We start from the raw sequence: 18,961 nt of genomic DNA on the forward strand, positions 1-18,961 counted from the left end.
TGACAATTTTGCGGCGAGGTCACAAAACATGACGGCGGCGATCGACGAGCTTCTGGGCATTCTCGACCTCGAGAGGCTGGAACACAATCTGTATCGTGGTCGCAGCCCCCAGGTGGAATGGCAGCGCGTGTTCGGCGGCCAGACCATTGCCCAGGCGCTGGTGGCGGCGCAGCGAACGGTGGAACCGGATCGCTTCGTGCATTCCCTTCACGGCTATTTCATGCGCCCGGGGGACATCAGGGTGCCGATCGTCTACGAGGTCGACCGCATCCGCGATGGCGGCTCCTTCACCACCCGACGCGTGCTGGCGATCCAGCATGGCCAGGCGATCTTTTCGCTGGAAGCCTCGTTCCAGGTCGACGAGAAGGGGCTGGAGCACCAGTTCGCGCTGCCCGACGACGTGCCGCCGCCGGAAGGGCTGCCGACGCAGCGCCAGCTGCTCGAAAGAGCCGAGCGCGTGCCGGAGGCGGTGCGCCGCTTCTGGGCCCGCGAACGGCCGCTGGAACTGAGGCCGGTCAATCTCCAGCACTATGAAAGCCGCGACAAGCTGCCGCCCCGGCAGAATGTCTGGATCCGCCTTGCCGGCCCGGTTCCCGATGACCGCGCGCTGCAATCGGTGCTGCTGGCCTATCTCTCCGACATGACGCTGCTGGACACCTCGACCTTCGCGCATGGGCGCGGCCTGTTCGATCCCGACATCCAGGCGGCCAGTCTCGACCATTCGATGTGGTTCCACCGGCCGCATTCGCTCGACGGCTGGCTGCTCTACGCGCAGGACAGCCCGTCCAGTTCGGGATCGCGCGGCTTCAGCCGCGGCACGCTCTATGCGCGTGACGGCACGCTGATCGCCTCGATGGCCCAGGAAGGCTTGATCCGGCTCAGGCGTTGAGCATTGCGAGTCTTGTTTGAGCAGGATCCCTGGACAAACGAAAACCGTTTGTCCGAGAAAACCGGGCTCGACTTTTCGGGATCATGCTCAAAGCCGGCAGATTAGGCAATTTCGCAAAATTGCACAATTTTTGAGCATGTGGCGTGCCGCAGGCATTGGCACCTGCTGCCTCCAATCGCCCCATTCCCTTTGTTTACAACAGGTTAACGTGCTGCTTCGGCACTTGGCACGGAGCTTGAATCCTTGTGGGCACTCTCCGGCTCTTTGGGATCGGTGAAGTCGTGCAAACGCGGGGGACCGCAACAGCAAAGGGTGAAACCTTATGAAAATCGTGATGGCAATCATCAAGCCGTTCAAGCTGGACGAGGTGCGCGAAGCGCTTACCGCCGTCGGCATCCAGGGCCTGACCGTCACCGAAGTCAAAGGCTACGGGCGTCAGAAGGGGCATACGGAAATCTATCGCGGAGCGGAATACGCGGTCAGTTTCCTGCCGAAGATCAAGATCGAGGTCGCCGTCAGCGCCGACATGGTCGACAAGGCCGTCGAAGCCATCACCGCCGCGGCCAAGACCGGCCAGATCGGCGACGGCAAGATCTTCGTTTTCGGCATCGACCAGGCGGTGCGCATCCGCACCGGCGAAACAGACACCGACGCGCTCTGAGCGCCGAACACGTATTCCAATGGAGAGTTCAATGAATATTTCTTCCACCTTTAAGACGACGGGACGGGCGGCCCTTCTGGGCTCGCTTGCCCTGGCAGCATTGGGCAGCGTCGCCGCCTTTGCGCAGGAAGCCGCTCCGGCCGCTGCCGCCGCCGCACCTGCTGCCGCGCCCACCCCGGTGCTCGACACCGGCAACACCGCCTGGATGTTGACCTCGACGGCCCTGGTGCTGATGATGACCATCCCGGGCTTGGCGCTGTTCTACGGCGGCATGGTGCGCAAGAAGAACGTGCTCGCCACCATCATGCAGAGCTTCGCCATCACCTGCCTGGTCACGGTGCTGTGGTTCATGTTCGGCTATTCGCTGGCCTTCACCACCAATGAGTCCGCCAGCATCAACAACTACATCGGCGGCTTCTCGAGATTCTTCCACCACGGCATCACCGTCTCGACGCTGTGGCTGCCGGGGGTCGCGAACATTCCTGAATTCGTCTTCTCGATGTTCCAGATGACATTCGCCATCATCACGCCTGCCCTCATCGCCGGTGCCTTCGCCGAGCGCATGAAGTTCTCGGCGCTGCTGATCTTCATGGCGCTGTGGCTGCTGGTCGTTTATGCCCCGATCGCGCATTGGGTCTGGGGCGGCGGCTTCCTTGGCGCGGCCGGCGTGCTCGACTTCGCCGGCGGCACGGTCGTCCACATCAACGCCGGTGTCGCGGGCCTGGTCTGCGCGCTGGTCCTGGGCAAGCGCGAAGGCTACGGCACCACCAACATGGCGCCGCACAACCTGGTCTATTCGGTGATCGGCGCCTCGCTGCTGTGGGTCGGCTGGTTCGGCTTCAACGCCGGTTCGGAACTGGCAGCCGACGGCCTTGCCGGTGCCGCCATGCTCAACACGCAGGTCGCTACCGCCGCGGCGGCTCTCGCCTGGATGTTCGCCGAATGGATCGTCGCCAAGAAGCCCTCGGTGCTCGGCATCATCTCGGGTGCCGTCGCCGGTCTCGTCGCGGTGACGCCGGCTTCCGGCTTCGTCAACCCGACCGGCGCTTTCATCGTCGGCATCGCCGCCGGCGTGATCTGCTACATCTCGGCGGTCAAGGTGAAGCACATGTTCGGCTATGACGACTCGCTCGATGCCTTCGGCGTCCATGGCGTCGGCGGCGTGGTCGGTGCGTTGCTGACCGGCGTGCTCGCCGATCCGGCGATCAATGCACTCGGCAAAGACGCTTCCATCGGCAAGCAGCTCTACGGCATCGTCTTCACCATCCTGTGGACGGCAATCGCCACCTTCGTGATCCTTTACATCGTCAAGGCGCTGGTCGGCTTGCGTCCGACGACCCAGGAAGAGGTCGAAGGCCTCGACATCTCCCAGCATGGCGAAGTGGTGCCGTAAGGCCAGCCTCGCCAACGGGGCCGGCGGATCCTCCTCCCGCCGGCCCCATTTTTCCTCACGCAGTTCCAGGGAAACCGCAATCCGGCTTTCCCTGGAATCGCTCTCAGAGATCCCGTCGTGACGCTCTCGAAAGAGGCTCACGCATTGAGGCCCGAAGCAATTCGGGCCTCTTTTTTTGGAAAATCGTACGCTTCGAAACGACGGAGAAGGAATCGTTTTTCGAAACGATCACGTTCGCGTGATCCGCCAACGGGAAGAAACATCGAGCCTCCCGGCCCCGTACTGGGGTTAGCAAGCGCCGTTCCGGCGCTCGCTACCAACAGGGAAGGAACCAACTGATGAACATCAAGAACGTATTCCTGGGAGCACTGGCTCTGTCGATGGTCAGCGGTGCTGCACTTGCTGGTGCTCTCGACGAGCCCGACAATATGGCGCCGTTCTTCACCGATGCCGGCATGAAGACGATGAAGTCCGAGGCGGATTTCAAGGCGGCCTGGGCCTCGACGGCCAAGGACAAGCAGGACAAGATGATGAAGGAATGCCAGGACGCGGCGATGAGCAAGCCTCATGCCGAATTCTGCGCCAACCTGATGATGTACGCTGGTCACAACTGATCGCCCGCGATCGGGCCCGGAAGGGCCGGATCGTTCCGGCGTTTCAAGACAAGGATGGCGGGCTTCGTGCCCGCCATCCTTGTCTGCAAGGCGGCGCTGGTAAAAAGCCATGGTTAATGCAGCCTTAACCTTCCCACGGCTAGTCTGACCTCCGAATCTGCCGGAGTGCGTCATGCGCTCGGGCCAGGCAATGACTGACGGGGAAGAGCATGCGTTCAGGGGCTTCAGCACCGCTCGCGATGGCCGATACGGGGCACGGCATCCAGGCTTTCGCGCGACGCCAGGTCGGCCGGCTGGTCGGCGCCGCCATGTTTGCCGCTGTTGCCTTCGGGGTCGCCAGCCTCGCCACCTGGAACGTTGCCGATCCAAGCTTCTCGCACGCCACCAACAACACCGTCACCAACGCCATGGGCTATGCCGGCGCGGTTTTCTCCGATCTCGCCATGCAGTTCTTCGGCCTTGCTGCCGTCGCCGCGCTGGTTCCGGCTGTCATCTGGGGGTATCTGCTGTTTTCGGCGCGCGGTGTCGACAGGCTGCCCAAGCGCGGGCTGTTCTGGTTCGGCTTCGCGCTGCTCGCCGCCGCGATCGCCGGCTGCATCGTCCCGCCCAAGACCTGGCCGCTGCCCACCGGCCTCGGCGGCGTGTTCGGCGACATGGTGCTCAAGATTCCCGGCGTGCTGATCGGCGGCTATCCGACCGGGCTGATCGCCAGCGTGCTCGCCGTGCTGCTGGCCGCACCGGCGCTCTGGCTGTTTGCCTTTGGCTCGGCGCTGACCGGGCGCAAGAACGGCTTCGCCGTGATGGAGGAGCCGGCGGCCGCGGACCCGCGCGAGGACGATCTCCTGTTCGACAATGAAGAGGATGAGGGCGACGAAGGCATATTGGCGCTCGGCGCCATCACCCATTGGTGGCTGTCGCTGCGCGCGTGGATGCATCGCCGCGCGGTGCGCCGCAGGCAGGAACGCGACGAATATGAGCCGGAGATGCAGCCGCGCGCCAGCGCCTGGCGGCGTGCCGCCGAGCGCGTCGAATCGGCCGAATTCGCCGAGCAAAGGATGAGCCAGGACGGCCGCGCCCGCGTCGAGCCGGAATTCTTCGCCGCCATGGTCAATGACCGCAGCGTATCCGTCGATCCGGACGATGACGATATCTTCGACCGCGACGACGAGGACTTGGATTTCGACGAGGAGCCCGCCACCCAGCGCCGCGCGGCCCCCACCGCCAAGGTGCAGCAGTTCCGTTCGGATGCCGCCACCCGTGTCGAGGCGCCGGCGCCGCGCCCGGCGCCGGGCGCACGCGTCCAGCGCGAGGCGCAGACCTCGCTGATCGGCTCGGACAAGTTCGAGATGCCGTCGCTGCATTTCCTGTCCGAACCGAAGAATGTCGCACGCGACCCGAGCCTGTCGAAGGATGCGCTGGAACAGAATGCGCGTCTGCTTGAAGGCGTGCTGGAGGATTTCGGCGTCAAGGGCGAGATCATCGCCGTACGCCCGGGTCCCGTCGTCACCCTCTATGAGCTGGAACCCGCGCCAGGCATCAAATCGTCGCGGGTCATCGGCCTTTCCGACGACATCGCCCGCTCGATGAGCGCGATTGCCTGCCGCGTCGCCGTGGTGCCCGGCCGCAACGCCATCGGCATCGAATTGCCGAACGCCAAGCGCGAGACGGTGTATCTGCGCGAGATCATGGCGAGCCGCGATTTCGAGACGACGAAGGCAAAGCTCGCGCTGGCGCTTGGCAAGACCATCAATGGCGAGGCCGTCATCGTCGACATCGCCAAGATGCCGCACGTGCTGGTCGCCGGCACCACCGGCTCCGGCAAGTCGGTCGCCATCAACACCATGATCCTGTCGCTGCTCTACAGGCTGACGCCGCAGGAATGCCGGCTGATCATGATCGATCCGAAGATGCTGGAACTCTCCGTCTATGACGGCATCCCGCATCTGCTCACCCCCGTCGTCACCGATCCGAAGAAGGCGGTGGTGGCGCTGAAATGGACCGTGCGCGAGATGGAGGACCGCTACCGCAAGATGTCCAAGGTCGGCGTGCGCAACATCGACGGTTTCAACGCCCGCGTTCAGCTGGCTGAGAAGAAGGGCGAAAAGATCTCGCGCACCGTGCAGACCGGCTTCGACCGCCAGACCGGCGAGGCGATCTACGAGACCGAGGACCTCGATCTCGAGCCGATGCCCTATATCGTCGTCATCATCGACGAAATGGCCGACCTGATGATGGTCGCCGGCAAGGACATCGAGGGCGCGGTGCAGCGTCTGGCGCAGATGGCGCGCGCCGCCGGCATCCACGTCATCATGGCGACGCAGCGCCCGTCCGTCGACGTCATCACCGGCACCATCAAGGCCAACTTCCCGACCCGCATCTCCTTCCAGGTGACGTCGAAGATCGACAGCCGCACCATTCTGGGCGAGCAGGGCGCCGAACAGCTGCTCGGCATGGGCGACATGCTCTACATGGCCGGCGGCGGCCGCATCCAGCGCGTGCACGGTCCCTTCGTCTCCGATGACGAGGTCGAAAAGATCGTCGGACACCTGAAGCTGCAGGGCGTGCCCGAATATCTCGACGCCATCACCGAGGATGACGACGAGGACGAGGACGAACCGTCCAGCAAGGGCGGCGGTGGCGGTGGTGGCGGCGGTAACTTCGAGGATTCCGACGACCCCTACGACCAGGCGGTGGCCGTGGTGCTGCGCGACGGCAAGGCGTCGACCAGCTACATCCAGCGCCGGCTCGGCATCGGCTACAACCGTGCCGCATCGATCATCGAGAAGATGGAGAAGGAAGGCATTGTCGGCCCGGCCAACCATGCGGGAAAACGCGAAATCCTGGTGCCGACCGAGGACGACAAGTTCTGATGGCGCGACGTTCACGGCAACCTTGAACCCTCTGGCGCGTTCAAGCGAGTAGGCAGCGTTCGCCCCGCCAAACTTCAGCCCAACTGGGGGTTCAGGACAGCGACGGATACAGGAATCACCACGAGAGTGACCGACATGAAAAACGATCTTTCCAAGCTCAGCGATTTTGCCCCGACCCGACGCCAGATCCTCGGCCTCGGCCTTGTCGCCGCCGGTGCAGCCGCCTTCAATGTGGTCCCGGGGTTCGAGCTTCTGGCCTCGGCGCAGGCGGCCGTGCCCGCCGCCGCGCAGAAGATCGCCGACCATTTTTCCTCGGTCAAATCGATGAGCGGCGAATTCGTGCAGTTCGGCCCCAAGGGCGAGCAGACCGGCGGCAAATTCTTCCTCGAGCGGCCAGGCAAAATCCGCTTCAACTACGACGGGGCGTCGAATTTCAAGGTGATTTCCGACGGCAAGTCGGTGGTCATCCTCAACAAGAAAATGAACACATCGGATCTTTATCCGCTGTCCAAGACGCCGCTGAAGCTGCTGCTCGATGACCGGATCGACCTCTCCGGCGATCGCGTCAAGAGCGTCAAGGAAGAAGACGACCTCACCACCATCCAGCTTTCAGACAAGTCGGTCTTCGGCAATGCGCGCATCACCATGATGTTTGATCCGAAAACCTATGATCTGCGCCAGTGGACGATCACCGACGCGCAAGGCAAGGACACGACGGTGATGATCTTCAACACCAAGGAAGGCGTCAGCTTCGCGCCCGACACCTTTGCCATCGACTACACGGCGAACCGCGAGCTGAATACCAAGACAAGGTAGCTCCCGTCGCCACGGCAAGCTTGCGGCGGCTGCGCTGAAATCAGCTTCTTTCGCCTCGTTTACGGGAGGAAATGCCCGGCAGGGCAATCAGCGGCGGCGCCGAGATCAATAACCGGCGCCCGGCTTGTCTTTGCTGCCCGTGGCTGGCAGTTTCCGGACCGACTCCCTCAAAAGGCGTCTTCGCGGTCAGGGCCGATCGATCCTGGCTGGCTGTACGCTGTCCGGATTGCCAAATGCCCTTTTCCATCGCCACCTGGAACATCAACTCCGTGCGCCTGCGCATGCCGATCGTCGAGCGCCTGCTCGATGAATACGCGCCCGATGTGCTGTGTCTGCAGGAAACCAAGGTTCCGGACGAGCTGTTCCCGGAAAAGGCATTCCGCAGACTCGGCTACCAGCACATCGCCTTCCATGGCCAGAAGGGCTACCACGGCGTCGCCACGGTGGCGCGGCGGCCGATCGAGGTGGTCGAAAAGCGTCGCTTCTGCGAGATCGAGGACAGCCGGCATCTGTCGGTGACGGTGCGCGCCGGCGGCAAGACGATCCTCATCCACAATTTCTACGTTCCGGCGGGCGGCGACGAGCCAGATCCCGAAATCAACAAGAAATTCAAGCACAAGCTCGACTTTGTCGCCGAGATGAACGCCATCCGCGCCGAGCATACAGAGGTGTCCGCCTCGGTGCTTGTCGGCGACCTCAACATCGCCCCGCTCGAGCACGACGTCTGGTCGCACAAGCAATTGCTCAACGTCGTCAGCCACACGCCGGTCGAGACCGAAAACTTCGAGGCGATGCGGATCGCCGGCGATTGGGTCGACCTGATGCGGCACAACGTGCCATTGGACGAGAAGCTCTACACCTGGTGGAGTTATCGCGCGCAGGACTGGGAAGCATCGAACCGGGGCCGGCGGCTCGACCATGTCTGGTCGTCGCCCAATCTGGTGCAGGATTTCGCCGGCTACGAAATCCTGCGGGCGGCGCGCGGCTGGGACCGGCCGTCCGACCATGTGCCGGTTATCGCGCGGTTCAACCTGGATTAGGTGCCTAAGGCAATTTGTCATTCCAGGGCGGAGCGGAGCGCAGCCCCTGGAGCCGCTCCGCGGCCCAAGGGACCCATGCGGCGACGTTAAGGCGTCGAAACGGTGAAGGATTCCGCTCCGCTGCGTCCTTTGATCAAGGTCACGGAATGGATCCCAGGGTCTCCGCGACGGAGCTTCGCTCTGCTCCGCCCTAGGACGAAGCGTGGAGGCGGCTGCAGCTAATATAGTGCCTGACTGCAATCGACAGTCGCGCTCACCTGCCTGAAAACCGTGGCGCCAGTTCCTCGATGCGGCGGATCATGTCCTGGAATTCCTCGGAGATGCGCTGGTGCAGCTTCACCGCCACTTCCGGATATTCCTCCAGGATGCGGCGGAACATCTTGCGGCTGAGCCGGATGACTTCCGAGTCGATTTCGGCCGACGCGCTGGTCAGCCGGTTGGTGTCGGCGATCAGCGCCAGTTCGCTGAGCATGGTGCCGGGGCCGGCGGTGCCGATCGGGATGCGTTCGCCACTCTGCTCGCGATAGAGAACGATGCGTCCGCTGACCACGACATAGGCCGAATCGGCCGCGTCGTCCTCGCGGTAGAGCTTGTGGTTGGCCTGCAGCAGGGTGGTCTCGGCGCCGAAGGCGAGCAGGCGCAGCTGCTCCTGCGTGAAACCCTGGAAGAGCCTCACGGCGGACAGAATGCGGATGTCGTCATCCAACGCCATCTCTAGCTGCGTCCCCGAACGGTCAGTCCAATCCCTCCTTCACGAGTCGATCCTTAATCCCCTCCACAGGATCGCACCCGAAAGCGGTCCCGCCCAGACCGCTTATTGGATAATGAAATGTTTAAGGAACCAGCTTGTAGCCACCGCTTTCTGTCACAAGAATTTCCGCATTGGAAGGATCGCGCTCGATCTTCTGGCGCAGGCGGTAGACATGGGTTTCCAGCGTGTGCGTGGTGACGCCGGAATTGTAGCCCCAGACTTCCTCCAACAGCACGTCGCGCGTCACCACCTTCTGGTCGGCGCGGTAGAGATATTTGATGATCGAGGCTTCCTTCTCCGTCAGCCGCACCTTGCCGCCACGGGGGTCGATGAGCAGCTTCTGGCTGGGCTTGAAAGTGTAGGGACCGACCGAGAAGGTGGCGTCCTCGCTCTGCTCGTGCTGGCGCAGCTGGGCACGGATGCGCGCCAGCAGCACCGCGAAGCGGAACGGCTTCGTCACATAATCGTTGGCGCCGGCCTCGAGACCCAGAATCGTGTCCGAATCGGTGTCGTGGCCGGTCAGCATGATGATGGGCGCCTTGTAGCCGCCCTTGCGCAGGATCTTGACGGCCTCGCGGCCGTCCATGTCGGGCAGGCCGACATCCATGATGAGCAGGTCGATGAGGCCGCCGCGTGCCGCCGTGACGCCTTTTGCCGCAGTCGCTTCCTGCAACACGTCGAATTCCTCGTAGAGGGCGAGTTGCTCGACCAGTGTGCCGCGCAGGTCATCGTCGTCGTCGACGATCAGGATGGTGCGTGAAGTCATGGATCAATCCGTTGTTTTGAAAATGAAATTCAGTTGACCGCTGCGTATTTATGCGGAAGCTGGCCGACACAATAGCCGATCACAGTGATTTGTTCCGTGGCACGATCATACAAGAAAAAACGCGATCGCAATGCAGCCGGCGCAATTTTGCCGAAACGGCTGCGTGTGCTGACCGTGCGGGCAAGGCCCGGCCATCCCAGCCAGGGCCTGCTGCAGGCTGGAAAAACAGTGTTCGCCTGCGCGCTGGGGCGCGGCGGCATCTCGGCCGACAAGCGCGAGGGCGACGGCGCCACGCCGCTCGGCTCGATGCGGATCCTGTCGGGCTATTTCCGGGGAGATCAGTTTGCCGGTGGCCGCCGGACGCGGCTGGCGATGACGCCGATCGGGCCCGACCTCGGCTGGTGCGAGGTATCAGACGACCGCAATTACAACAGGCCGGTCAAGATCCCCTATGGCGCAAGCCACGAGCGCATGCGGCGCGACGACCGGCTCTACGACGCCTGCCTGGTGCTCGACTGGAACATCGCGCCGCGCCGCCGCGGGCGCGGCAGCGCCATCTTCTTCCACCTGGCGCGTCCAGATTTCACGCCGACGCAAGGTTGCGTGGCGGTGACCGCGCGGACCATGGCCCGGCTGCTGCCGCTGTTGTCGGATAGGACGATGGTGAGGGTGGTCAGGTAGCGAATGGGCCCGCCGGTAATTCCCTTTTCTATCGCTTCCGCCATCCCGTGCCCAGCAGTCCAATTTCGCGAAGCTCATGGTCCATCGCCTTGGCGATGTCGCGACGTTCGCCGCCGATATCGCGCAGTTCACGGTCGGAGAGGTCGTCGACCGATTCCAAGGGAAGCCTGGCGGCGACGTTGGCCTGGCGCAGCCAATCGAACGTGGCGCGCAGCCACTGCGGGAGAGATGATTTCAGGGTGGTGCGGGACTTCAGAGCGATGTCGGTCACGGCTTTATCCGGTTTCTCCGGATATCAAATCCGGTTTGAAGGTGTCTCGATGTCGAGATCATGCCGGATTGAAAAACAAACGGGAAACGAGTAGTTCTTTTCAGATTATCAAGTTTTATTTGGAGATCAGATGTCCCGCCTCCTGCCCGGAACGCGCGCGCTGAGGACCTTCGAGGCGGCGGCGCGTCACCTCAATTTCACGCGCGCCGCCGACGAGCTTGGGCTGACGCCAGCCGCGGTCAGCCACCAGGTCAAGGAAATCGAGGATCAACTCGACCTGGTGCTGTTCACGCGAACCAGCCGCACCATGCGGCTGACGGAAGCGGGAAACGTGCTGCACGAAGCGTCGATCGATGCGCTCGACCTGCTCAACCGCGCGGTGTCGCGCGCCCGCAAGATGACGCGCGGCACGACGCTCTTGAAAGTGACGCTCGACGCGCAGTTCGCGACGAAATGGCTGATGCGGCGCATCGACGATTTCCGTCGTCAGCGGCCAGGCATCGAGTTGCGTTTCGACATCACCTACGATGTCAGGGATTTCGAGCGCGACGACGTCGATATCGGCATCCGGTTCGGCACCGGCAGATATCCAGGGCTTTGCGCGCACCGGCTGTTCGACAACATCATCATCCCGGTGTGCAGTCCGGCACTGCTGGCTTCAGGCCCCCCGCTCAACGAACCGCGCGATCTCTTCCAGCACACGCTCGCCCATATCGACTGGTCTCGGCAAGGCGTCACCTGGCCCAACTGGAGCATGTGGATGCAGGCCGCCGGCGTCGACGATTTCGACGACAGCCGCACCCTCGTCTTCGGCTCCTCGACCGATGCCACGCAGGCGGCCCTCGACGGCAACGCCGTGGCGCTGGCCGACTTCGCCATGGTCGCCAACGACCTGTCGCAAGGGCGCCTCGTCCGCCCCTTCGAGCTCGGCATCAAGGTCGCGCCGGAGTTCGCCTATTTCCTGGTCTATCCGGAAACCGTGAAGGACGACGCCCGGATCGCGGCGTTTCGCGAGTGGCTTCTGGAGGAAGCGGCAAGGACGCATGGCACGGAGAAGGCATAGGCGGGCTGCCAGGCCCGTCTTTCAGTCACGACCGGGCATTATGGCCGAAAATCATGCGCGTGTATTTCTTCCATCGCCATTTCACGCTTTTGTACAGAAGCGAATGTGGTTTGCCGGAAACCGACGTGTGGAATGCGCCGTTCTCGCTGCCCTGCTCGGCAATCGGCCGCTCGAACCAAAGCATCTCAACCCCGAGCCTCTCGTCCATCTGCTCAATCTGGTGGTCGATCGCCGTCGATATCTTGTTTTGCGCGATCCAGGCGCAACGGGCCTCCGCAACCGGGCGGGTAATAAGATAGGAATCGGCGCATCTTGCATGGAGAGCCGGATAGAGCTTCTGGCCCTTCCGCAATTTCCAGATCGGCGTGTAGTAGTTGCTGCCATTGCCGAGATAGATGACGGCCTTGCGCGTGGGACCGCCGAGTTCGGCAAGCCCCTGCCGGAACTTGGCGACGAAGTCGCGGGCGAGGAAGACGTCGTCCTCGAACACCAGGCAATAGGGCAGGTCGGTCTCGAGGAAGTCGCGCCAGATGCCGACATGTTTCAACGCCAGCGAAACGGTGGCCGGATGGGTAAGGGCGGGCGCGACCAGCTCGCTTCGGATTTCCGGTGTGACGTCTGCCGGGTCCCAGTCCGTGTAAAAATAGACCGGCACGCCGCGCCGCTCAAATTCGCGGACGATGTGGCGGCGCCGGTCGTCATAGCCTTGCTTGACGTGGCAGATCCGGGTGAACACCTGATCGCGTGGAAATCCGGACTCGTCCGCCATCGTCAACGCGCCGCCTCAGCTTGCCGCGGCGCCGAACCAGCCGATCACCGCGCCGATGATCAGCAAGACACCCAGCCAGTGGCCGCCGTCGATGAGGGTCAGGTCCCAGCCGAAATTCTCGTAGCGATGGTTGACCGAGAGCGTCGTGGCGACGAAACCCAGCCAAAGCACGAAACCGAAGATGAGGCCGGCGAGCAATGTCGGCTCACCGCCGGTCATCGCACCGACCACGAGCGCCATGATGTAGGCCATGACCAGTTCGGCAATGAAGCTGATGACGAAAGGCAGCGGCGATTTCTTCATCGTCGCCGGATCGAGTTTGGCGGCCTTCAGCCATGGCTTGCTCAACGCCATGTACCAGGCGGCGCCGAACAGCCAGGCCAAGACGGCGGCGGCGATGACCGCCAGCCAGTTCACTGCTGAAAAATCCATGAGCTCCCCTCCAGGTGCAGGCCGTGCGGCACGCATGAGCTTTGTATCAGGCGCTTCGGCGATGGCGTCAAGCAAAGCGCCAGACGGTGGTGCGCTTGACCAGGGCATCCTCCAACGCCCGCGTGACTTCCACCTGATAGACCGCCAGCGGTTCCAGCCGCGATTTCGGCAGATAGGACCGGCCGGGATCGCCGACGAAGATCTCGGCACCGCGCGCCTTGAGTGTCGCAAACCACGGCATCAGGCGGTCGGCGAAGGATTTGTCATAGAAAACGTCACCGGCGAGCACCACGTCCCAGCCAGCGTCGGTGCCGATGCAATCCGTGCCGAGGAAGTCGATCCCGACGCCATTGGCCTCGCTGTTGAGGCGGATCGCCGTGGCGCAAAACGGGTCGATGTCGGCGGCGACAATTGTGGCAGCGTCCGCCTTGGCGGCGGCGATGGCGACAAGGCCGGAGCCCGAGGCGAAGTCGAGCACGCGCTTGCCCCGCACCGTGTCGGGATTGTCCAGGACATAGCGGGCGAGGCCCTGGCCGCCGGCCCAGGCAAAGGCCCAGAAGGGCGGCGGCAGGCCGATCTCGACCAGTTCGTCCTCGGTGCGCTGCCAAAGATCGTGCGCTTCATCGGCCAGATGCAGCACGATCTCCGGCACATGCGGCGGCGCCATCAGCGCCGTGTTGTCGAGGATGAATTGCTTGGCGCTGTGCGGAGTGAGCGCAGTCACGGAGCAGGCGTCAGGCCGCCCATGCGGCAGACTTCCTTCCATTCGGCCGGGGTCACGGGCTGCACGGAAAGCCGGCCAAGCCGCACCAGCGCCATCTCGGCAAGCTTCGGATTGGCTTTTACCTGTTCCAGCGTCGGCGGGTTCGGCACATCGCGAACCGCGCGGATGTCCACGCATTCCCAGCGCGGATCGTCCGACGTGGTGTCGGGGTGGGCCAGCGCGCAGACTTCGGCGATGCCGACGATGTTGAGCCCTTCATTGGAATGGTAGAAGAAACCGAGATCGCCGATCTGCATGGCCTTCATGTTGTTGCGGGCGGCGTAATTGCGCACGCCGTCCCATTGCGTGCCGGCCTTGCCCTTGGCCTTCAACGCCTCGAAGGAGAAAACCGAGGGTTCGGATTTGAACAGCCAGTAGTTCATGTTTCTCCTCCGTGCGATACAGGTGCGGGCAACCGGAATTAACTAGCCGCCGGCTTGTTGAACGTCCAGTTCCACGCGCGGATTTCGACGCTTTCGAACAGACCCGCCTTGGCATAGGGGTCGGCGGCCGACAAGGCTTGCGCCGCGGCCAGATCAGGCGCCTCGACGACCACGAGACTGCCATTGGGCTTGCCGTCGGCATTGAGGAACGGACCGGCGAAGGCCAGTTTCTTGTCCGCATTCAGCCCTTCGAGAAAGGCGACATGCTCGGGCCGCGTGTCGAGGCGCACCTGCAGGCTTCCCGGCTTGTCCTTGCAAACAAAAGCAAACAGCATGGTCTTTCTCCTGGTCCTGGATTTCGGGTTGGGGGATCAATCGTTGGTTTCGGTCTTCAGCGGCCGGGTCATCAAGGCCGTCACGGCCTGGCGGATGGTGATGGCGCCGTCCAGTATGGCCGCCACGGCGGTGATGATCGGCGCCTCGATGCCGCGTTCAGCCGCGATGCGGGCGGCGATCGCCGCCGTCGGCACGCCCTCGGCCAGCGCCAGTCCGGCAAGCGTCTTACCTTGCCCGAGCGCCAGCCCGTAGGCGAAGTTGCGCGATTGGGCCGACGAGCAGGTCAGCAGCAGGTCGCCGAGGCCGGAAAGCCCCATCAAGGTCTCGGGCCTGGCGCCGAAGGCGGCACCGATGCGGCGCAGTTCGACGAAGCCGCGCGTCACCATGGCGGCCTGGGCGCTGGCGCCAAGCCCGGCGCCGGTGATGGCGCCCGCGGCAATGGCAAAGACATTCTTCAAGGCGCCGCCGATCTCGACGCCGATCAGGTCGTCGCTCGAATAGCAACGCAGGTTTTCGGCGGAAAAGCGGACGGCAAGGTCGGCCGCCAGCGCCTCGTCACGGGCGGCGACCACGACCGCTGTCGGCAGGCCGCGGGCGACATCGGTTGCGAAGCTCGGGCCGGACAGCGCGGCGACCGGATTTCGCGGCAGGATTTCCTCGACAATTGCCGACAGCAAGGCGCCGGTGTCGCGCTCGATGCCCTTGGCGCAGAGGACAAGCGGGATGCCGCCCGGCATATGGTCCCTCGCCGCCGCCAGCGTCGCCCGCAGCGACTGCGCGGGCGTCACCGCCAGCACGCAGTCGGCCCCGGAGAGCGCCGTCGCAATGTCTGTTGTGGCCTCGATGCCGGGGGCAAAGGCGATGCCGGGCAGGTAGCGTGGATTCTGGCCTTGGCCGATCGCGGCCACGGTTTCCGGATCGCGCGCGAACAGCCGCACCTGATGGCCGGCGCGCAGCATGGCCAGCGCCAGCGCCGTGCCCCAGGCGCCGCCGCCCAGCACGGCGACCTGCCAGCGGCCTTTACCGGGATTGCCGACGCCTTGGCCGCTCACCGCTTCACCCGTCATGCCTTGGCTCCGCGCCGGCCGGAACCGACCATCGGCGCCGAGATGCTGTCGAGCGGCCAGCGCGAGCGGGGCACGAAATCGAAGCCGTTCTCCCGCGCCATGCCTTCCCGCAGCCGTTCGATGCCGGCCCAGGCGATCATCGCAGCATTGTCGGTGCACAGTTTCAGCGGCGGCGCGACGAAGGTGAACCCGGTCTCGGCGCAGAGCCGTTCCAGCGTCGTCTTGATGGTGCGGTTGGCGGCGACGCCACCGGCAACCACCAGCGCCGGGTTTTTCGTGCCGGGAAATGTCTGGCTGAACCGCGCCAGCGCGCGCGAAACGCGGTCGGCCAGCGCATCGGCGACCGCCGCCTGGAACGAGGCGCAGATGTCGGCGACGTCCTGGTCGCTCAGCGGCTCGATCGCGGTCGCCGCCTGGCGCACGGCGGTCTTCAAGCCGGAGAAGGAGAAGTCGGGCTGCGCCGAACCCTTCATCGGACGGGGAAAGGCAAAGCGCGAGGCGTCACCTGATAGAGCCGCCGTCTCGACATTCGGTCCGCCGGGATAGGGCAGGCCGAGCATCTTGGCGGTCTTGTCGAAGGCTTCGCCGAGCGCGTCGTCTATGGTGGTGGCCCAGCGCTGATAGTCGCCGACGCCGCGCACCGCCAGGATCTGCGTGTGGCCGCCGGAGACCAGCAGCAGCAGATAGGGGAATTCGAGCCCATCGGTCAGCCGCGCCGTCAGGGCATGGCCTTCGAGGTGGTTGACGGCGATCAGCGGCTTGCCGGCGGCGGCGGCGATCGCCTTGGCCGTCATCAGCCCGACGATCAGGCCGCCGACCAGGCCGGGGCCGGCGGTGGCGGCGATGGCATCGATATCGGCAAGGGCCGTGCCCGAATCGGCCAGCGCGGCCTCGACGATGCCGTCCAGCGCCTCGACATGCGCGCGGGCGGCGATCTCGGGCACGACACCGCCAAAGGCGGCATGCTCCTCGATCTGGGAAAGCACGATGTTGGACAGGATTTTCGGCGCGGCATCGCCCTCCAGCGCCACCACGCTGGCGGCGGTCTCGTCGCAACTCGTCTCAATGCCCAGAACGCGGATCAATTCGTCGCTATCCCAAGTGATTGTGTCGCCAGGCGTTCCCCTTTAGGGAGAATGCCGGAAAGGCAAAGCCAGCCCGGGGGGTTATCACGGACCGCGCGTCATGCAAACAATCTTGAAAATCGGAACACGCGGCAGCCCGCTGGCGTTGGCCCAGGCGCATGAAACACGGGCGCGGCTGATGGCCGCGCATGGCCTGCCGGCGGGAGCCTTCGAGGTTGTCGTCATCTCGACCAGCGGCGACCGCATCCAGGACCGGCCACTGTCGGAAGCCGGTGGCAAGGGCCTGTTCACCAAGGAAATCGAGGAGGCGCTGCTCGCCGGCGCGATCGACATCGCCGTGCATTCGTCGAAAGACATGCCGACACGATTGCCGGACGGTCTGGAGCTCAGCGCATTCCTGCCGCGTGAGGACGCGCGCGACGCCTTTGTCGGCAAGGCGGTAAAGACGATCGCCGAGCTGCCGCGCGGGGCCAAGGTCGGCTCGTCGTCGCTCAGGCGGCAGGCGCTGATCCGCCGCATGCGGCCGGATCTCGACGTGGTGATGTTCCGCGGCAATGTGCAGACGCGGCTGCGCAAGCTCGACGAAGGCGTCGCCGCCGGCACCATCCTCGCCTGTGCCGGGCTGAAGCGGCTGGGCCTGGAACATGTCGCCACCGACTTGATGCCGCTCGACATTTTTCCGCCCGCGCCCGGGCAGGGTGCCATCGGCATCGAGGCGCGCATCGGCGATCGCGCTGTCGAAAAGATGCTGGTCGCCATCCATGATGTGCCGACGGGGCAGGCGCTGGCTTGCGAACGCGCCTTCCTGGCGGCGCTCGACGGCTCCTGCCGTACGCCGATCGCCGGCCATGCGACGATCGAGGCCGGAAATCTTTCTTTCGCCGGGCTGATCATCTCACCCGACGGCACACAGTCGCATACGGTCGACATGGAGGGACCGGCACAGGATGCCGCCCGTGTTGGCGATGAGGCCGCGCGGACGGTGCGTGCCAAGGCCGGCGAAAAGTTCTTCGACGGCTGGCTCTGACCATGCTTCGCGTCCTGGTGACCAGACCGGAACCGGGCGCATCGCGCACGGCGCGGCGGCTTCAGGACGCGGGATTCCAGCCGGTCGTTCTGCCTTTGACCGAAACGGTGGCTTTGCCTGCCGATGCGGGGTTCGTCACCGGCGATGCCGTCGCGGTTGCCGTTACCAGCGCCAATGCCGTGCGCCATGCCCCGAAAAAGGTCATCGCGGCGCTTGCCGCCCGGCCTTGCCATGCCGTGGGTGCCAGGACCGCCGAAGCGGCGCGCAAGATGGGGTTTTCCTCCATCATTGAAGGCTCTGGCGATGCCGAGGCGCTGGCCGACGCAATCGCGGCGGCGTTTCCCGGCAAGGCAATCACCTATCTCTGCGGACGCGTGCGTTTTCCGATGTTCGAACAGCGGTTGGAAGCGGCTGGGGTCCTGGTCCGCACCGTGGAGACGTATGATACGCTCCCGGTGCCGTATTGCGACGAGACCATCCTTGCGCTGCTGTCCGGCCAACCGGTCGATGCGGTGCTGCTCTACTCGGCCAAGGCGGCCGTCTTGATGCAGGCCTTGATCAAACGGCCTGCCCTGCAGGAGGCTTTTCAGAAAACGCGGTTTATCGCGCTCTCCGCACGCATAGCCGACGCTTTCGGCGATGGCGCCGCAAAAGCCATCCGCATTGCCGCACAGCCCGACGAGGAGGCGCTGCTGGCACTTTTGCGGGTTCTGCCCTGAGCCGCGTCATCACACCGCCCCTTTTCACCGCTTGGTGATGTGCTAGACCCTTTCTGAACCATCACGCGCCGGCAGGCGTTGAGAGGAAGCGAATTTTGCGGAGCCCAGGCATGGTCAAGACGCCGAAGATGCGACACTCGAAAAGCCGCCGCGAGCCGGTGACCATCGATCTCGAGCCCGGTGCCGTTTCCCGCATCGTCGACGAGGATGCCGCCAAGGCAGCGGCCGAGACAGGCGAGGCGAAGGCTGAAGAAGCCGCTGATGCCTCGCAGCCGGTGGCTCCCGAAGAGCCGGTGCATGCCGACCAGACCGATCTCGAACCCTGGGAGCATGCCGATGGCGTGGGGCGGGCCGGGACCGAGCCGTCGGCGGAGGCCAAGGCCGTCGAGCCGGAGATGCCGTATCCCGGCGCGGATGCGCCAGCCGACCGCACCGCCGCCTCCGACTATAATTTCGAGGATGCGTCGGCCAAGCGCACCGACGACAGCAAGGCAAAAACCCAGACGCGGGACGAAAAGACGGCGCCGCCAGCTGCCGCGGCAAGGCGTGGCGGCCTGAACGGCAT

The 18,961-nt window shown here is 64.3% G+C and carries 21 protein-coding genes and 1 pseudogene; 12 read left to right on the top strand and 10 right to left on the bottom strand.

Annotated features, from left to right (window positions below; translation table 11 throughout):
* The first annotated feature begins 28 nt into the window (after positions 1-28).
* From tesB to xth, 7 genes are all read left to right on the top strand, one after another.
* Positions 29-889, top strand: a complete 861-nt coding sequence (tesB, locus tag C1D09_RS02735) for an acyl-CoA thioesterase II (protein ID WP_143972867.1) — start codon at positions 29-31, stop codon at positions 887-889.
* A 322-nt stretch (positions 890-1,211) separates the two neighbouring features.
* A complete protein-coding gene (locus tag C1D09_RS02740) occupies positions 1,212-1,550 on the top strand; it encodes a P-II family nitrogen regulator (RefSeq protein ID WP_013528889.1) in 339 nt (112 codons plus the stop codon).
* 31 nt (positions 1,551-1,581) lie between these two features.
* The gene (locus C1D09_RS02745; protein WP_143972868.1) at positions 1,582-2,943 is read left to right on the top strand and encodes an ammonium transporter; all 1,362 of its coding nucleotides are present in this window, start codon (positions 1,582-1,584) and stop codon (positions 2,941-2,943) included.
* A gap of 338 nt (positions 2,944-3,281) precedes the next feature.
* Positions 3,282-3,557: a hypothetical protein gene (locus C1D09_RS02750; protein ID WP_143972869.1), complete on the top strand. Its 276-nt coding sequence runs from the start codon at positions 3,282-3,284 to the stop codon at positions 3,555-3,557.
* Between the two features lie 209 nt (positions 3,558-3,766).
* Complete coding sequence (locus C1D09_RS02755; RefSeq protein WP_143972870.1) at positions 3,767-6,427, top strand: DNA translocase FtsK; 2,661 nt, start codon at positions 3,767-3,769, stop codon at positions 6,425-6,427.
* A 135-nt stretch (positions 6,428-6,562) separates the two neighbouring features.
* A complete protein-coding gene (locus C1D09_RS02760) occupies positions 6,563-7,243 on the top strand; it encodes an outer-membrane lipoprotein carrier protein LolA (RefSeq protein WP_143972871.1) in 681 nt (226 codons plus the stop codon).
* Between the two features lie 233 nt (positions 7,244-7,476).
* Positions 7,477-8,283 (top strand): exodeoxyribonuclease III, encoded by an 807-nt coding sequence (gene xth, locus C1D09_RS02765; protein WP_143972872.1) that lies wholly within the window; start codon positions 7,477-7,479, stop codon positions 8,281-8,283.
* A gap of 253 nt (positions 8,284-8,536) precedes the next feature.
* Here the strand turns inward: xth and C1D09_RS02770 are convergent, their stop codons facing one another.
* Complete coding sequence (locus C1D09_RS02770) at positions 8,537-8,995, bottom strand: cyclic nucleotide-binding domain-containing protein (protein ID WP_143972873.1); 459 nt, start codon at positions 8,993-8,995, stop codon at positions 8,537-8,539.
* Positions 8,996-9,116: 121 nt separating this feature from the next.
* The gene (locus C1D09_RS02775; RefSeq protein WP_010912284.1) at positions 9,117-9,800 is read right to left on the bottom strand and encodes a response regulator transcription factor; all 684 of its coding nucleotides are present in this window, start codon (positions 9,798-9,800) and stop codon (positions 9,117-9,119) included.
* A gap of 144 nt (positions 9,801-9,944) precedes the next feature.
* Between C1D09_RS02775 and C1D09_RS02780 the strand changes: the two genes are divergently transcribed.
* A complete protein-coding gene (locus tag C1D09_RS02780) occupies positions 9,945-10,481 on the top strand; it encodes a L,D-transpeptidase family protein (RefSeq protein ID WP_208760340.1) in 537 nt (178 codons plus the stop codon).
* A gap of 28 nt (positions 10,482-10,509) precedes the next feature.
* On the opposite strand, the gene C1D09_RS02785 is transcribed toward C1D09_RS02780, so the two are convergent.
* Positions 10,510-10,752: a hypothetical protein gene (locus C1D09_RS02785; protein ID WP_143972875.1), complete on the bottom strand. Its 243-nt coding sequence runs from the start codon at positions 10,750-10,752 to the stop codon at positions 10,510-10,512.
* A 130-nt stretch (positions 10,753-10,882) separates the two neighbouring features.
* Here C1D09_RS02785 and gcvA point away from each other — a divergent pair, with 130 nt between their 5' ends.
* Positions 10,883-11,815 (top strand): transcriptional regulator GcvA, encoded by a 933-nt coding sequence (gene gcvA, locus C1D09_RS02790; protein WP_143972876.1) that lies wholly within the window; start codon positions 10,883-10,885, stop codon positions 11,813-11,815.
* Between the two features lie 25 nt (positions 11,816-11,840).
* Here the strand turns inward: gcvA and C1D09_RS02795 are convergent, their stop codons facing one another.
* The 7 genes from C1D09_RS02795 to tsaD form a co-directional block, all read right to left on the bottom strand.
* Positions 11,841-12,584, bottom strand: coding sequence for a glycosyltransferase family 25 protein (locus C1D09_RS02795; RefSeq protein WP_143972877.1), 744 nt, complete (start codon positions 12,582-12,584; stop codon positions 11,841-11,843).
* A gap of 15 nt (positions 12,585-12,599) precedes the next feature.
* A complete protein-coding gene (locus tag C1D09_RS02800; protein ID WP_143972878.1) occupies positions 12,600-13,016 on the bottom strand; it encodes a DUF1761 domain-containing protein in 417 nt (138 codons plus the stop codon).
* A 67-nt stretch (positions 13,017-13,083) separates the two neighbouring features.
* Entirely contained in the window at positions 13,084-13,683 is a 600-nt protein-coding gene (locus tag C1D09_RS02805; RefSeq protein ID WP_208760341.1) for a class I SAM-dependent methyltransferase, read from the bottom strand.
* 53 nt (positions 13,684-13,736) lie between these two features.
* Positions 13,737-14,162 carry an EVE domain-containing protein gene (locus C1D09_RS02810; protein WP_019861976.1) on the bottom strand — a complete coding sequence of 142 codons (426 nt, stop codon included), beginning with the start codon at positions 14,160-14,162 and terminating at the stop codon, positions 13,737-13,739.
* Positions 14,163-14,200: 38 nt separating this feature from the next.
* Complete coding sequence (locus tag C1D09_RS02815) at positions 14,201-14,497, bottom strand: YciI-like protein (RefSeq protein ID WP_143972880.1); 297 nt, start codon at positions 14,495-14,497, stop codon at positions 14,201-14,203.
* A gap of 36 nt (positions 14,498-14,533) precedes the next feature.
* On the bottom strand, positions 14,534-15,565 hold the full coding sequence (locus tag C1D09_RS02820) for an NAD(P)H-dependent glycerol-3-phosphate dehydrogenase (RefSeq protein WP_143972881.1): 1,032 nt from the start codon (positions 15,563-15,565) through the stop codon (positions 14,534-14,536).
* Positions 15,562-16,647: a tRNA (adenosine(37)-N6)-threonylcarbamoyltransferase complex transferase subunit TsaD gene (tsaD, locus tag C1D09_RS02825; RefSeq protein ID WP_208760342.1), complete on the bottom strand. Its 1,086-nt coding sequence runs from the start codon at positions 16,645-16,647 to the stop codon at positions 15,562-15,564. Before tsaD ends, C1D09_RS02820 begins: the two co-directional genes overlap by 4 nt.
* 103 nt (positions 16,648-16,750) lie before the next feature.
* On the opposite strand from tsaD, the gene hemC reads away from it, so the two are divergent.
* From hemC to C1D09_RS02840, 3 genes and pseudogenes are all read left to right on the top strand, one after another.
* Positions 16,751-17,677 carry a hydroxymethylbilane synthase gene (gene hemC / locus C1D09_RS02830; RefSeq protein WP_143972883.1) on the top strand — a complete coding sequence of 309 codons (927 nt, stop codon included), beginning with the start codon at positions 16,751-16,753 and terminating at the stop codon, positions 17,675-17,677.
* 2 nt (positions 17,678-17,679) lie between these two features.
* Positions 17,680-18,396 (top strand): uroporphyrinogen-III synthase, encoded by a 717-nt coding sequence (locus C1D09_RS02835; RefSeq protein ID WP_143972884.1) that lies wholly within the window; start codon positions 17,680-17,682, stop codon positions 18,394-18,396.
* A 110-nt stretch (positions 18,397-18,506) separates the two neighbouring features.
* A pseudogene (locus C1D09_RS02840) lies at positions 18,507-18,961 on the top strand (COG4223 family protein); the annotation flags it as partial.

Source organism: Mesorhizobium intechi (assembly GCF_002879535.1).
GTDB lineage: Bacteria > Pseudomonadota > Alphaproteobacteria > Rhizobiales > Rhizobiaceae > Mesorhizobium > Mesorhizobium intechi.

Excerpts from the sequence above, each read along its gene's own strand:
- C1D09_RS02815 (WP_143972880.1), bottom strand. The coding sequence starts at position 14,497 with ATGCTGTTTGCTTTTGTTTGCAAGGACAAGCCGGGAAGCCTGCAGGTG.
- C1D09_RS02800 (WP_143972878.1), bottom strand. The coding sequence starts at position 13,016 with ATGGATTTTTCAGCAGTGAACTGGCTGGCGGTCATCGCCGCCGCCGTC.
- C1D09_RS02810 (WP_019861976.1), bottom strand. The coding sequence starts at position 14,162 with ATGAACTACTGGCTGTTCAAATCCGAACCCTCGGTTTTCTCCTTCGAG.
- C1D09_RS02805 (WP_208760341.1), bottom strand. The coding sequence starts at position 13,683 with ATGGCGCCGCCGCATGTGCCGGAGATCGTGCTGCATCTGGCCGATGAA.
- hemC (WP_143972883.1), top strand. The coding sequence starts at position 16,751 with ATGCAAACAATCTTGAAAATCGGAACACGCGGCAGCCCGCTGGCGTTG.
- gcvA (WP_143972876.1), top strand. The coding sequence starts at position 10,883 with ATGTCCCGCCTCCTGCCCGGAACGCGCGCGCTGAGGACCTTCGAGGCG.
- C1D09_RS02755 (WP_143972870.1), top strand. The coding sequence starts at position 3,767 with ATGCGTTCAGGGGCTTCAGCACCGCTCGCGATGGCCGATACGGGGCAC.
- xth (WP_143972872.1), top strand. The coding sequence starts at position 7,477 with ATGCCCTTTTCCATCGCCACCTGGAACATCAACTCCGTGCGCCTGCGC.
- C1D09_RS02750 (WP_143972869.1), top strand. The coding sequence starts at position 3,282 with ATGAACATCAAGAACGTATTCCTGGGAGCACTGGCTCTGTCGATGGTC.
- C1D09_RS02835 (WP_143972884.1), top strand. The coding sequence starts at position 17,680 with ATGCTTCGCGTCCTGGTGACCAGACCGGAACCGGGCGCATCGCGCACG.
- C1D09_RS02745 (WP_143972868.1), top strand. The coding sequence starts at position 1,582 with ATGAATATTTCTTCCACCTTTAAGACGACGGGACGGGCGGCCCTTCTG.
- C1D09_RS02760 (WP_143972871.1), top strand. The coding sequence starts at position 6,563 with ATGAAAAACGATCTTTCCAAGCTCAGCGATTTTGCCCCGACCCGACGC.
- C1D09_RS02795 (WP_143972877.1), bottom strand. The coding sequence starts at position 12,584 with ATGGCGGACGAGTCCGGATTTCCACGCGATCAGGTGTTCACCCGGATC.
- C1D09_RS02775 (WP_010912284.1), bottom strand. The coding sequence starts at position 9,800 with ATGACTTCACGCACCATCCTGATCGTCGACGACGACGATGACCTGCGC.
- C1D09_RS02820 (WP_143972881.1), bottom strand. The coding sequence starts at position 15,565 with ATGACGGGTGAAGCGGTGAGCGGCCAAGGCGTCGGCAATCCCGGTAAA.
- tesB (WP_143972867.1), top strand. The coding sequence starts at position 29 with ATGACGGCGGCGATCGACGAGCTTCTGGGCATTCTCGACCTCGAGAGG.
- C1D09_RS02740 (WP_013528889.1), top strand. The coding sequence starts at position 1,212 with ATGAAAATCGTGATGGCAATCATCAAGCCGTTCAAGCTGGACGAGGTG.
- C1D09_RS02770 (WP_143972873.1), bottom strand. The coding sequence starts at position 8,995 with ATGGCGTTGGATGACGACATCCGCATTCTGTCCGCCGTGAGGCTCTTC.